At 54.6% G+C, this 13268-nt stretch carries 11 protein-coding genes; 10 read left to right on the top strand and 1 reads right to left on the bottom strand.

Going from position 1 to position 13268, the window contains the following annotated elements; genetic code table 11:
- Window positions 1-353: 353 nt before the first annotated feature.
- From nrdH to emrB, 10 genes are all read left to right on the top strand, one after another.
- Window positions 354-596 (top strand): glutaredoxin-like protein NrdH, encoded by a 243-nt coding sequence (gene nrdH, locus AAF463_RS14725; RefSeq protein ID WP_101763439.1) that lies wholly within the window; start codon window positions 354-356, stop codon window positions 594-596.
- Window positions 597-599: 3 nt separating this feature from the next.
- Window positions 600-1004 carry a class Ib ribonucleoside-diphosphate reductase assembly flavoprotein NrdI gene (gene nrdI, locus AAF463_RS14730; RefSeq protein WP_061718050.1) on the top strand — a complete coding sequence of 135 codons (405 nt, stop codon included), beginning with the start codon at window positions 600-602 and terminating at the stop codon, window positions 1002-1004.
- Window positions 983-3121 carry a class 1b ribonucleoside-diphosphate reductase subunit alpha gene (nrdE, locus tag AAF463_RS14735; RefSeq protein WP_350261003.1) on the top strand — a complete coding sequence of 713 codons (2139 nt, stop codon included), beginning with the start codon at window positions 983-985 and terminating at the stop codon, window positions 3119-3121. The genes nrdI and nrdE overlap by 22 nt, the downstream gene beginning before the upstream one ends.
- Before the next feature lie 8 nt (window positions 3122-3129).
- A complete protein-coding gene (gene nrdF, locus AAF463_RS14740; RefSeq protein ID WP_350261004.1) occupies window positions 3130-4089 on the top strand; it encodes a class 1b ribonucleoside-diphosphate reductase subunit beta in 960 nt (319 codons plus the stop codon).
- A 482-nt stretch (window positions 4090-4571) separates the two neighbouring features.
- Window positions 4572-5762 carry a glycine betaine/L-proline ABC transporter ATP-binding protein ProV gene (gene proV, locus AAF463_RS14745; RefSeq protein WP_350261005.1) on the top strand — a complete coding sequence of 397 codons (1191 nt, stop codon included), beginning with the start codon at window positions 4572-4574 and terminating at the stop codon, window positions 5760-5762.
- A gap of 2 nt (window positions 5763-5764) precedes the next feature.
- Window positions 5765-6943 carry a glycine betaine/L-proline ABC transporter permease ProW gene (gene proW / locus AAF463_RS14750; RefSeq protein ID WP_350261006.1) on the top strand — a complete coding sequence of 393 codons (1179 nt, stop codon included), beginning with the start codon at window positions 5765-5767 and terminating at the stop codon, window positions 6941-6943.
- Between the two features lie 63 nt (window positions 6944-7006).
- Window positions 7007-8002, top strand: coding sequence for a glycine betaine/L-proline ABC transporter substrate-binding protein ProX (proX, locus tag AAF463_RS14755; RefSeq protein WP_008101636.1), 996 nt, complete (start codon window positions 7007-7009; stop codon window positions 8000-8002).
- A gap of 708 nt (window positions 8003-8710) precedes the next feature.
- Window positions 8711-9241, top strand: coding sequence for a transcriptional repressor MprA (gene mprA, locus AAF463_RS14760; RefSeq protein ID WP_008101638.1), 531 nt, complete (start codon window positions 8711-8713; stop codon window positions 9239-9241).
- Between the two features lie 148 nt (window positions 9242-9389).
- Window positions 9390-10562 carry a multidrug efflux MFS transporter periplasmic adaptor subunit EmrA gene (gene emrA, locus AAF463_RS14765; protein ID WP_110868299.1) on the top strand — a complete coding sequence of 391 codons (1173 nt, stop codon included), beginning with the start codon at window positions 9390-9392 and terminating at the stop codon, window positions 10560-10562.
- A gap of 17 nt (window positions 10563-10579) precedes the next feature.
- The gene (gene emrB, locus AAF463_RS14770; RefSeq protein ID WP_101763434.1) at window positions 10580-12115 is read left to right on the top strand and encodes a multidrug efflux MFS transporter permease subunit EmrB; all 1536 of its coding nucleotides are present in this window, start codon (window positions 10580-10582) and stop codon (window positions 12113-12115) included.
- Between the two features lie 37 nt (window positions 12116-12152).
- Here the strand turns inward: emrB and AAF463_RS14775 are convergent, their stop codons facing one another.
- Window positions 12153-13265 (bottom strand): tRNA/rRNA methyltransferase, encoded by a 1113-nt coding sequence (locus tag AAF463_RS14775; RefSeq protein WP_222233828.1) that lies wholly within the window; start codon window positions 13263-13265, stop codon window positions 12153-12155.
- Window positions 13266-13268 lie beyond the last annotated feature (3 nt).

Genomic DNA, 13268 nt, shown 5'->3' on the forward strand with positions numbered 1-13268 from the left:
ATGATTAGGTGGCGTTCAACTGTAAACACCTATGCTGGATCGGCGCCTTCTCCCGCTTGCGGGAGAAGGCTGGGATGAGGGCCAAATCGCACAAAATCCAACCAACCTTCCCACTCCATTCCCTTTACAAAAAATTTTTCCGGCCTGGAAGGCGCATGATCTCTGGCCTTAGCGAATATCCGAAGATCATAATCACAAAACCCTATATCTGGTGGGCTTGACCCTTTTACCCACTACATCTAGTATTCAACCCATCAACTAACTACCAAATGTCGTCAAGGACGAAGTTCGATGCAAACAGGAATTTGCTTCGTATCTCGCAATCTGACCGCAATCAAAGGGAAATACGAATCATGCGCATTATTATTTACACCAAAGACAACTGTGTCCAGTGCAATGCGACAAAAAATGCCATGGACCGCAAAGGTATCGACTATCAGCTGATCAACCTTGATACCCAACCTGAAGCCATCGACAACCTCAAATCTCTCGGCTATCGCCAGGTGCCAGTGGTGATGACGCAAGACGATCACTGGAGTGGCTTCCGTCCCGACAAAATTGCCAGCCTGAGCCAGCTCGCGGCCGTCGGGGGATAAGCCATGTTTCCACTGGTCTATTTCTCTAGCCAGTCGGAAAACACGCACCGATTCATCACGCGTCTTGGGCTGCCTGCCCGCCGCATTCCGGTTGACGGCAAGCAGCGCCTGCATATCGAACAGCCCTACATTTTAGTGGTGCCGAGCTACGGCGGCGGCAGTTCGCGCGGTGCGGTGCCGAGACAAGTGATTCAATTCCTCAATGATGATGCCAACCGACGCGGCATTCGCGGGGTGATCGCTGCCGGTAACCGCAACTTCGGTGAAGGCTATTGCCTGGCGGGCGACATCATTGCGCAGAAATGTCAGGTTCCCTATCTCTACCGCTTTGAGCTGATGGGAACCCCCGACGATATCGCTAATGTAAAAGCGGGAGTGACCCAATTTTGGCAACGACAGACACCCTAAACAGCTCGCTGACTGATTACCACGCGCTTAACGCGATGCTGAACCTGTATGACGCCGATGGCCGCATCCAGTTCAGTAAAGATCACGAAGCGACGCGCCAGTTCTTCCTGCAGCATGTACAACCCAATACCGTGCAGTTTGCCTCGGCAGGCGAGCGCCTGCGCTATCTGGTGGCCGAAGGCTACTACGAAGCCGAGGTGCTGAATCAGTACGCTTTCGATTTCCTGTGTCAGCTGCACGATGAAACTGATGCGGCAGGTTTCGCCTTTCACACCTTCCTCGGGGCGTGGAAGTTTTACACCAGCTACACGCTGAAAACCTTCGACGGCAAACGCTATCTGGAAACCTTCGAACAGCGCGCCTGCATGGTGGCGTTGACGCTGGCACGCGGCAATGAAACCTTAGCGCGCGAGCTGCTGGCGGAAATGCTGAGCGGTCGCTTCCAGCCGGCTACGCCAACTTTCCTTAACTGCGGTAAGCAGCAGCGCGGCGAGCTGGTTTCCTGCTTCCTGCTGCGCATCGAAGACAACATGGAATCGATTGGTCGCGCGGTGAACTCGGCGCTGCAACTGTCGAAACGCGGCGGTGGCGTAGCGTTCCTGCTTTCCAACCTGCGTGAATCGGGCGCGCCGATTAAGCGCATTGAGAACCAGTCATCGGGCGTGATTCCGGTGATGAAGATGCTGGAAGATGCGTTCTCTTACGCCAACCAGCTGGGTGCACGTCAGGGCGCAGGTGCGGTGTGGCTGAATGCGCATCACCCGGATATTTTCCGCTTTCTCGATACCAAACGTGAAAACGCCGACGAGAAGATCCGCATCAAAACGCTGTCGCTCGGCGTGGTGATCCCGGATATCACCTTCCAGCTGGCGAAAGAGAATCGCGATATGGCGCTGTTCTCGCCGTACGATGTCGAGCGCATCTACGGCAAAGCCTTTGGTGATATCAGCATCAGCGAGCATTATGACGAGATGCTGGCGGACGATCGCATCACCAAAACCTACATCAAGCCGCGCGATTTCTTCCAGACGCTGGCGGAGATTCAGTTTGAATCCGGCTACCCGTACATCATGTTTGAAGACAGCGTGAACCGCAGCAACCCGATTGCCGGGCGCATCAACATGAGTAATCTCTGTTCCGAGATTTTGCAGGTTAACAGCGCCAGCGAGTTCAATGACGATCTCAGCTATCGTCGCGTCGGCAAAGATATCTCCTGCAACCTCGGCTCGCTCAACATTGCGCATGCCATGGATTCGCGCAATCTGGCGCAAACCGTGGAAACCGCCGTGCGTGCACTGACCGCCGTTTCCGAGATGAGTGAGATCAATTCGGTGCCTTCGGTGGCGGAAGGCAATCGCCGCTCGCACGCGATTGGCCTCGGTCAGATGAACCTGCATGGTTATCTGGCGCGCGAAGGCATGGCGTACGGTTCAGAAGAGGCGCTGGATTTCACCAATCTCTATTTCTATTGCGTCACCTATCACGCCGTGCGCACCTCGAATCTGCTGGCGCAGGAGCATCAGAAGAGTTTCGACGGTTTCGCCGAGTCGAAATACGCCAGCGGCAGTTACTTCGATAAATATGTCGAACAGCGCTGGCTGCCGCGCACCGCGCGCGTGGCAAAACTGTTCGCCGATGCCGGACTGACTCTGCCAACGCAGGCCGACTGGCAAGCGCTGCGCGCAGCGGTGATGCAACATGGGCTGTACAACCAGAACCTGCAGGCGATTCCGCCCACCGGTTCGATCTCGTACATCAACCATGCGACCTCCAGCATTCACCCGATTGTGTCGCGCATTGAGATCCGTAAAGAGGGCAAAACTGGCCGCGTCTACTATCCTGCACCGTTTATGACCAACGACAATCTCGACCTCTATCAGGATGCGTACTCCATTGGGCCGGAAGCGATTATTGATACCTACGTCGAAGCCACGCAGCACGTCGATCAAGGCCTGTCGCTGACGCTGTTCTTCCGCGACGACGTCACCACGCGCGATATCAACAAAGCGCAGATCTACGCGTGGAAAAAAGGCATCAAAACGCTCTATTACATCCGTCTGCGCCAGATGGCGCTTCAAGGCACCGAGGTGCAGGGCTGCGTCTCCTGCTCACTGTGATGAAAACTATGCAACTAAAACAAATTCAAGCGATTAACTGGAACCGCATCCAGGACGAAAAAGACCTCGAAGTGTGGAACCGACTGACCAGTAACTTCTGGCTGCCGGAAAAAGTGCCGCTCTCCAACGATTTGCCAGCGTGGCAGTCGCTGGACCACCAGCAGCAACAGCTGACTATTCGCGTGTTTACCGGATTGACGCTGCTCGACACCATCCAGAACGTGATTGGTGCGCCGGGCCTGATGGAAGATGCGATTACGCCACACGAGGAAGCTGTGCTGTCGAACATCTCCTTTATGGAAGCGGTGCATGCGCGTTCGTACAGTTCGATTTTCTCCACGCTGTGTAATACCGCAGATGTCGATGCGGCGTATCGCTGGAGTGAAGAGAATGAAGCGTTGCAGAACAAGGCGAAGATTGTGCTGGAGCACTATCGCGCCGAGGATCCGCTCAAGAAGAAAATCGCCAGCGTGTTCCTTGAATCGTTCCTGTTCTACTCCGGTTTCTGGCTGCCAATGTACTGGTCGAGCCGTGGCAAGCTGACCAACACCGCAGATCTGATTCGCCTGATCATTCGCGACGAAGCGGTACACGGCTACTACATCGGCTATAAGTACCAAAAGGCGCTGGAAAACGTCGATGCTGGCCGCCGCGAGGAGTTGCAGCAGTTTGCGATTGATTTGCTGCTGGCGCTGTACGAAAACGAAGTGGTGTATACCGAAGCGTTGTACGGTGAAGTCGGTTGGGCGGAAGAGGTGAAAACCTTCCTGCACTACAACGCCAATAAAGCGCTAATGAACCTCGGCTACGAAGCGCTGTTCCCGGCCGAACTGACCGCCGTGAACCCGGCGATTTTGTCCGCGCTGTCGCCCAACGCCGATGAAAACCACGACTTCTTCTCAGGTTCTGGCTCCTCTTACGTAATGGGGAAAGCCGTAGAAACCGAAGACGAAGACTGGAATTTCTAATACGCGTCATACTTCGCGTTGCCCGGAGGCACCTACTTTTGGCACAGCAGCGTTGACTGCGCCCACTCTTCCCAGTCACATAGTTCACTATCCTCCAGGGAAGAGCGGGCTTGTCGCCTTGCTGTGACGCGAATTATTTAGCGTATTGATTCAGTGATAATTAATTTTTAAACCAATCTTATTTCCGCTCTTCTCACCCATTTATTTCACTTATATTTCTTCTTTTTGGATTGATTTTCGGCCGCTCTGCACCAGAAACAGTCTGAAACGCACATAAATTCACTTCTCAAATGCAAAAAATTAATCCGCGCGCATCCCTTGTGAGCACTGGCGATTTTAGCGATTGACCGCTACGCGCGCCGCCGAATATCGCCATTCAGGGTTGTCAGATAATTTCACTATGCTAGGGTATAGGGCGCTTAATTTTACTCAGGACCACAACAAGAAATAGTTAAACATTTAACCGGGAAATTAATTACTGCATGGCAATTAAACTCGAAGTAAAGAATTTATATAAGGTATTTGGGGATAATCCCGAAAAGGCATTTAAGCTGATCGATAAAGGCGAAAGCAAAGAGAGTATTCTGGCAAAAACCGGCCTCTCTGTTGGCGTCAAAAATGCCAGTCTGGCCATTGAAGAAGGCGAGATCTTCGTCATCATGGGGCTTTCAGGTTCAGGTAAGTCCACCATGGTTCGCCTTCTCAATCGTCTGATCGAGCCCACTCGCGGCCAGGTAATCATAGACGGTGTCGATATTGCCAAAATATCGGAATCGGAACTGCGTGAAGTCCGCAGAAATAAGATCAGTATGGTATTTCAATCCTTCGCGCTGATGCCACACATGACGGTGCTAAATAATGCCGCCTTTGGCATGGAATTATCCGGCATTCCCTTAGCCGAACGTCAGGAAAAAGCGCTGGAAGCATTGCGTCAGGTTGGCCTGGATAATTACGCCCACTCTTATCCCGATGAACTTTCTGGCGGCATGCGTCAACGCGTTGGATTAGCCCGCGCATTGGCGATTAATCCTGATATTTTATTAATGGATGAAGCTTTCTCAGCACTTGATCCGTTGATTCGTACCGAAATGCAGGATGAACTGGTAAAACTGCAGGCCAAACATCAGCGTACCATTGTATTTATTTCTCACGACCTCGATGAAGCGATGCGTATTGGCGACCGCATTGCCATTATGCAGGGCGGCGAAGTGGTACAGGTCGGCACGCCGGATGAAATCCTCAATAATCCTGCCAATGATTATGTGCGCACCTTCTTCCGCGGCGTCGATATTAGTCACGTGTTTAGCGCCAAAGATATTGCGCGTCGCAGTGCGGGTTCACTGATCCGCAAAGCCGCCGGTTTTGGTCCGCGATCCGCCATCAAGCTGCTGCAGGATGAAGATCGCGAATATGGCTACGTGCTGGAGAAACAGAAGTTTGTTGGCGTGGTGTCCACCGATTCATTGAAAGCCGCGCTGGCGGCCGGTGAAGGGCTGGATAGCGCGCTGCTCGACACGCCCTTAGCGGTTCCTGCCGATACCTCCCTGAACGATCTGCTGTCGCATGTGGCACAAGCGCCCTGCGCCGTGCCGGTAGTCAGCGAAGAGAATCAGTACGTCGGTATCATTTCGAAAAGCATGCTGTTGCGTGCTTTAGACCGTGAAGGAGCCTAATCATGAGCGAACAAACAGCGAATCCGTGGGAAAGCGCCAGCCAAACCACCCAGCAACCTGCCACCACTGATACCAGCGCCGCCGCCAGCAGCAGCGATCCCTGGGCGAGTGACGGTGCCGCGCCTGCAGATAGCAGCTCCGGCAGCGCCGATGCATGGGGTGATCCCTCCGCCGCCAGCAGCGGTGGCCACGATGCCGCCAGCAATGCTGCCAGCAGCAGCGACTGGCTGAGCAGCGCACCCGCTCCCGCGCCGGAACATTTCAACCTCATGGACCCGTTCCATAAAACCTGGATTCCGCTTGATAGCTGGGTGACTGAAGGCATTGATTGGGTGGTCAGCCATTTCCGCCCGGTGTTTCAGGGCATTCGCGTGCCGGTGGATTACATCCTCAGCGCGTTCCAGCAGTTACTGCTCGGCATGCCCGCGCCGGTAGCGATTGTGGTGTTCGCACTGATCGCCTGGCAGATTGCCAGCCCGGCGATGGGGATTGCTACGCTGGTCTCGCTGATTGCCATTGGCGCGATTGGTGCCTGGTCGCAGGCGATGGTGACGCTGGCGCTGGTGCTAACCGCCCTGCTGTTCTGCATCATCATCGGCTTGCCGCTCGGCATCTGGCTGGCGCGCAGTGAACGTGCCGCGCGCATTATTCGTCCGCTGCTGGATGCGATGCAGACCACGCCAGCCTTCGTCTATCTGGTGCCGATCGTCATGCTGTTTGGTATCGGCAACGTGCCGGGCGTAGTGGTGACCATTATCTTTGCGCTGCCGCCGATTGTGCGCCTCACCATTCTTGGGATTAAGCAGGTACCAGCCGACCTGATTGAAGCGAGTGAATCCTTCGGTGCCAGCCCGCGTCAGATGCTGTTCAAAGTGCAGCTGCCGCTGGCGATGCCGACCATCATGGCTGGCGTAAACCAGACGCTGATGCTGGCGCTGTCGATGGTGGTGATCGCCTCGATGATCGCGGTTGGCGGTCTCGGTCAGATGGTGCTGCGCGGCATTGGTCGCCTGGATATGGGCCTCGCCACCGTCGGCGGCGTGGGCATCGTGATCCTCGCCATTATCCTCGATCGCTTGACGCAGTCGATGGGCCGCGACAGCCGCAGCCGTGGCAGCCGTCACTGGTACAGCACTGGCCCGCTCGGTCTGCTGATGCGCCCTTTCAGTAAAAAAGCCTGATTTCAATGGGCGGTCCGCTGCGGCCGCCCGTCTTCGACGTAACACGTAAAATAAGGAATGACTATGCGCAAGACAGCTCTCATCGCCGCCGTCCTGACGACGTTCGCCGCGACGCACGTGTCCGCCGCCGACCTGCCCGGTAAAGGCATCACCGTTAAACCGACGCAGAGCACCATCTCTGAAGAGACCTTCCAGACGCTGTTGGTGAGCCGCGCGCTGGAGAAACTCGGTTATACCGTTGAGAAGCCAAGCGAGATTGATTACAACGTGGCGTACACCACCATCGCAGCCGGTGATGCCACCTTTATTGCCACCAACTGGAAACCGCTGCACGACGATATGTATAAAGCCGCGGGCGGCGATGCGAAGTTTTATCGCCAGGGCACTTACGTCGGTGGCGCGGCTCAGGGTTACCTGATCGATAAGAAAACCGCCGAGCAGTATCACATCACCAATATTGAACAGTTGAAAGATCCCAAGATCGCCAAACTGTTTGATACCAATGGCGATGGCAAAGCGGATTTGACCGGCTGTACGCCAGGCTGGGGCTGTGAAGCGGTGATTAATCACCAGATTGATGCCTACAAGCTGAGCAACACCGTGGAGCACAATCAGGGCAACTACTCGGCGATGATCGCCGATACCATCACGCGCTTTAAACAGGGCAAACCGGTGTTCTATTACACCTGGACGCCGTATTGGGTCAGCGACGTGCTGAAGCCGGGTAAAGATGTGGTATGGCTGCAGGTGCCGTTCTCTTCACTGCCGGGCGAGCAGAGCAAAGTCGATACCAAGCTGGCGAACGGGGCTAACTACGGTTTCCCGGTGAACACCATGCATATCGTCGCCAACAAAGCCTGGACCGAGAAAAATCCGGCCGCGGCAAAGCTGTTTGCTGAGATGAAGCTGCCGATTGGCGACATCAACGCCGAGAATGCGGCGATGCATGCGGGCCATGCTTCTGAAGCCGATATCAATGGCCACGTTGATGGCTGGATCAAAGGTCACCAGGCGGAATTCGATAAGTGGATTCAGGACGCACTGGCGGCAGCGAAGTAACGCATTTACATTAGCGTTGGTATTGTAGCGGCGCGATTTATCGCGCCGTTTTTCATGGAATAATTCCACTTCAGGAACTCAGCGCAATAAATTGCGCCGCTACGGCAAATGGCTGCCTCTCCCCTTTTCCTTTCCCCCGATAAGCGAAGCGTGCGCTATAGCGCACTGGTACGTCCTGTTAATTAACACACCATTGAAATAATTTTTTCGGTTACTATTACCTACAAATGATTATCTCTCTTATCCGCACGCTATGACTGCTTCCCGTTTAGCGATCAAATTCCATCACTTAGGCTGGTGTCGCATTCGCGCGGGCGTTGTTAAGAGTATGTTAATCAACGCCTTGATTTACGTGGATAAGCGGCGCGCGAAAAGTGTTTAGAAATCGTAAAGATGGTTCTAAACCGCTGAGCAATACTATTCATTAATGATTGGGTTTGTTATGGTTAGCAGCGCAGTTATTCACCAGAGTTATTTTTTCTCGCGAAATTATTTATCTGTAAAAAGGTTTCCCGAGATGAATTGATGGCATCGGCTGCCTGTATGTTCAGGTGGGATGTCAGGGCAAAATGCCCAGGGTTAAGGAACAACCTGGAATGTCAGATGTTGACTATGTGATCGTGCTAACAATCACCTGCGGAAATTGTGACTACGCTTAATCTGTCACCATCATTACTATACCAGTTGCAACTAAGAGGTTTTTTTAAAATGGAAAGTTCGTTTACTCCCATTGAACAGATGCTTAACATCCGTGCTAACCGCCATAAAGATTTTCCGCTGCAGGAGATCATTCTGACCCGCTTGTGCATGCACATGCAGGGTAAACTGCTGGATAATCGCAACAAAATGTTGAAGGCGCAGGGAATTAACGAGACCTTATTCATGGCGCTGATTACCCTTGATGCACAGGAAAATCAGAGCATTCAGCCTTCAGAACTGAGTTCTGCCCTCGGCTCTTCACGCACCAATGCCACGCGTATCGCTGATGAGCTGGAGAAGCGCGGCTGGATCGAACGTCGTGAAAGCGAGAACGACCGTCGCTGCCTGCATCTGCATTTGACCGAAAAAGGCAATGAATTCCTGCGTCAGCTGCTGCCACCGCAGCATCAGAGCCTGCAATACCTGTGGTCTTCGCTCTCTACTAACGAGCAGGATCAGCTGGAATCGATTACCCGTAAGTTACTTAACCGTCTCGATAAAATGGACGAAGATCAGGTTATCGCTTCCCTGTCGCGCTAATAGCAAGAAGTGCGACACAATCACCTTCCGAAATCGCTATTTTAATCCCCTTTTGTCCGGCCAGCGCTTAAGTGCTGGCTTTTTTGACTCGGGCAACCGTGTTGAAGGATCGGCACATCCCGACTAAATGGAAAACGTGGAGAACGACATGAGTGCGACAGCGGAAGCTCAAAGCCCGCAACAGCCAGCGAATAAAAAGAAGAAGCGCAAAGGTGTGCTGATCCTGCTGGCTATCGTGTTTGTAATTATTGGTGTTTCGTATCTGGCTTACTGGTATTTGGTGCTGCGTCACTTCCAGGAAACCGATGATGCGTACGTGGCAGGTAACCAGGTGCAGGTGATGGCGCAGGTTTCTGGCAGCGTAAACAAAGTGTGGTTTGATAACACCGACGTGGTGAAGAAAGGCGACGTCCTGGTGTCGCTGGATAAAACTGATGCCGAGCAGGCGTTTGAAAAAGCGCAGACCGCGCTAGCTACCAGCGTGCGTCAAACCCACCAGCTGATGATCAATGGCAAGCAGTATCAAGCTACCATCAAACTGCAGCAAACTGCGCTGGAACAGGCCGAAGCTGACCTGAAACGCCGCGAGCCGCTGGGCGCGTCTAATCTGATTGGCCGCGAAGAGCTGCAACACTCGCGTGATGCCGTGGCGACAGCCAAAGCGCAGCTGGATGTGGCAGTGCAGCAATACAACGCTAACCAGGCGATGATTCTGAATACCTCGCTGGAAAATCAGCCCGCGGTACAGCAGAGTGCGGCTGAGCTGCGCGATGCCTGGCTGGCGCTGCAGCGTACTGAAATTCGTAGCCCGATTGATGGCTTCATTTCACGTCGCAGCGTACAGGTTGGCTCGCAAATCTCCACCACCACCCCGCTGTTGGCGGTGGTGCCGTCCACAAATCTGTGGATCGATGCAAACTTCAAAGAGACCCAGCTTGCAGGTGTCCGTATCGGCCAATCAGCCACGGTGATCAGTGATATCTACGGCGATGACGTCGAGTATCACGGCAAAGTGGTGGGTCTGGATATGGGTACCGGCAGCGCCTTCTCGCTGCTGCCTGCGCAGAACGCCACCGGTAACTGGATCAAAGTGGTCCAGCGTCTGCCGGTGCGTATCGAGCTGGATCCGAAACAAGTGGCGGAACATCCGCTGCGTATCGGCCTCTCCACGCTGGTGAAAGTGGATACCCAAAACAAAGAGGGTGCCACGCTGGCCAGCACCGTGCGTTCGCAAGCCGCGTATGAAAGTAATGCGTTGGCAATCGACCTCGCGCCGGTTAACCAGCTGATTACTGACATCGTTCGTGCCAACGCTGACTAACGCCGCGGGAGGCTGTTATGGCACAAAAACCGCTTGAAGGTGCGCCGTTAGTCCTGATGACCATCGCCCTGTCGCTGGCGACGTTCATGCAGGTACTCGACTCCACCATCGCTAACGTGGCGATTCCGACCATCGCCGGTAACCTCGGTGCCTCGAACTCGCAGGGCACCTGGGTGATTACCTCTTTCGGGGTGGCAAACGCCATCTCGATTCCGATAACCGGTTGGCTGGCCAAGCGCATCGGTGAAGTGAAGCTGTTTACCTGGTCGACCATCCTGTTTGTATTGGCGTCCTGGGCTTGCGGCATGTCCGAAAGCCTGGAGATGCTGATCTTCTTCCGCGTCATTCAGGGCGTGGTTGCCGGTCCGCTGATTCCGCTGTCGCAGAGTTTGCTGCTGAACAACTATCCGCCAGCGAAACGCAGCGTGGCGCTTTCGCTGTGGGCGATGACGGTGATTGTGGCACCGATCTGCGGTCCGATTCTCGGCGGCTGGATCAGCGATAACTATCACTGGGGCTGGATCTTCTTCATCAACGTGCCGATTGGTTTGGTGGTGGTGTTACTGACGCTGCAAACGCTGCGTGGACGTGAAACCAAAACCGAAATCCGCCGGATCGATATGGTGGGGTTGGTACTGCTGGTGGTGGGCATTGGCTCGCTGCAGGTGATGCTGGATCGCGGAAAAGAGCTCGACTGGTTTAGCTCAACCGAGATCATTGTGCTGATGGTGGTCGCCGTGGTGGCGCTGCTGGTGTTGCTGGTGTGGGAGCTCACCGACGACCATCCGATAGTCGATTTGTCGTTGTTCAAGATGCGCAACTTCACCATCGGCTGTTTGTCGATTAGCCTGGCCTATATGCTTTACTTCGGCTCGATAGTGTTGCTGCCGCAGCTGTTACAGGAGGTATATGGCTACACCGCCACCTGGGCCGGATTGGCGTCGGCACCGGTGGGGATTCTGCCGGTGATCCTGTCGCCGATCATTGGCCGCTTCGCCCACAAGCTGGATATGCGTAAGCTGGTGACCTTTAGCTTCATCATGTATGCCGTCTGTTTTTACTGGCGCGCCTACACATTTGAGCCGGGGATGGATTTTGGTGCATCAGCGTGGCCGCAGTTTATTCAGGGCTTTGCGGTGGCGTGCTTCTTTATGCCGCTCACCACCATTACGCTGTCAGGCTTACCGCCAGAACGTATGGCGGCGGCATCAAGCCTGTCGAACTTCGTGCGTACGCTGGCGGGTTCCATCGGTACCTCAATTACTACCACCATGTGGAGTAACCGTGAATCGATGCATCATAGCTATCTGTCGGAGTCGGTGAATCCGTACAACGTCAATTCACAGCAGATGTATGACCAGTTGCAAAGCATGGGCATGACCCAGCAGCAGGCCTCGGCATATATCGCGCAGCAAATTACCAATCAGGGTCTGATTATTTCGGCGAATGAGATCTTCTGGGCATCGGCGGGCGTGTTCTTGATCTTGCTGGTGCTGGTGTGGTTTGCGCGTCCACCATTTGGTGCGGGCAGTGGCGGCGGTGGTGCTCACTAAGCGAGACAAACAAAAACGGGCCTTGCGGCCCGTTTTTTTATGCGTTCTGACGCCACCATTCGGCGAGCAGAATACCGGTCGCCACTGACACGTTGAGGCTTTCAACGTTGCCGGTGCCACCAATCGACAGGCTGAGATCGCCCTGCTGGAAAGCGCTGTCTGACAGACCTTCGCTCTCCTGACCCAACACCAGCACCATTTTGGCAGGCAGCTCAGCTTTCGCCAGCGGTGTGCCTTCGTGGCTTGAGGTGGTAACGATGGTGTAACCCGCTTTACGGAACGCTTCCAGGCCATCGGCAAAGCTTTCGCCGCTGATTGCCTGTACGTGTTCAGCGCCACCTTCGGCGGTACGTACTGCCGCACCTGACTCCAGCAGCGAAGCATCATTCACCAGCAAACCTTTCACACCGAAGTGCGCGCAGCTACGCATAATGCCGCCAAGGTTGTGCGGGTTGCTGACATCTTCCAGCGCCAGCACGCAATCTTTGGTGGGAGCCTTGGTCAGCCACTCGGTAACCGGCATGCCCATGCGTTTTTTGATGATGAAGCACACGCCACCGTGGTGTTCAGTACCTGAAGCTTTGGTCAGCTCAGCATCTTCAACCACATGATAGGCTTTGCGGTTGGCAGCCAGCCAGCGCAGGGTTTCACGGAAACGCGGTGTTACGCTCTGAATAAACCAGGCGCGCACGATGCTTTCCGGACGGCTCAGGAACAGCGCCTGACAGGCATTTTCACCGTAGACGCGCGTCTCTTCCTGACGCTGACGGCGAATCTGCTCGGGATCGATGACCGGCTTGTTCGCGGCATCATCCAGTTGACTATCATCCGCGACCGGCGGACGAGAAACGGTGCGCCACGGCGAATCACCGAAGCTGCGGTTGTCGTCACCACGATCGTCACGACGACCAAAGCTGCGACCGCGTTCGGTATTACTCGCACCGCGCGGTGCCGGGCTGCGTGCGCCGCTACGGCCACCTTCTTCATTATTACGTGCACCGCTGCGAGGACCAGAACGACGATTATCTTCCTGGCGCGCAGCAGGACGGCCGCCTTTGCCGGTACGGGGATTCGGCTTTTGACCACTCTCCTCATCACGTACGTACATCACTTTTACCTTGCCGCTTTTGCCTTTAAATTCGTCGTTCATCTG

This window comes from Pantoea sp. BJ2 (assembly GCF_040255075.1).
GTDB classification, from domain to species: Bacteria; Pseudomonadota; Gammaproteobacteria; order Enterobacterales; family Enterobacteriaceae; genus Pantoea; species Pantoea leporis.

Bases quoted from the DNA above. Each gene is read 5' to 3' on its own strand.
- emrA (WP_110868299.1), top strand. From the start codon at position 9,390: ATGAGTGCGACAGCGGAAGCTCAAAGCCCGCAACAGCCAGCGAATAAA.
- emrB (WP_101763434.1), top strand. From the start codon at position 10,580: ATGGCACAAAAACCGCTTGAAGGTGCGCCGTTAGTCCTGATGACCATC.
- nrdF (WP_350261004.1), top strand. From the start codon at position 3,130: ATGCAACTAAAACAAATTCAAGCGATTAACTGGAACCGCATCCAGGAC.
- proX (WP_008101636.1), top strand. From the start codon at position 7,007: ATGCGCAAGACAGCTCTCATCGCCGCCGTCCTGACGACGTTCGCCGCG.
- proW (WP_350261006.1), top strand. From the start codon at position 5,765: ATGAGCGAACAAACAGCGAATCCGTGGGAAAGCGCCAGCCAAACCACC.
- nrdH (WP_101763439.1), top strand. From the start codon at position 354: ATGCGCATTATTATTTACACCAAAGACAACTGTGTCCAGTGCAATGCG.
- proV (WP_350261005.1), top strand. From the start codon at position 4,572: ATGGCAATTAAACTCGAAGTAAAGAATTTATATAAGGTATTTGGGGAT.
- nrdI (WP_061718050.1), top strand. From the start codon at position 600: ATGTTTCCACTGGTCTATTTCTCTAGCCAGTCGGAAAACACGCACCGA.
- mprA (WP_008101638.1), top strand. From the start codon at position 8,711: ATGGAAAGTTCGTTTACTCCCATTGAACAGATGCTTAACATCCGTGCT.
- AAF463_RS14775 (WP_222233828.1), bottom strand. From the start codon at position 13,265: ATGAACGACGAATTTAAAGGCAAAAGCGGCAAGGTAAAAGTGATGTAC.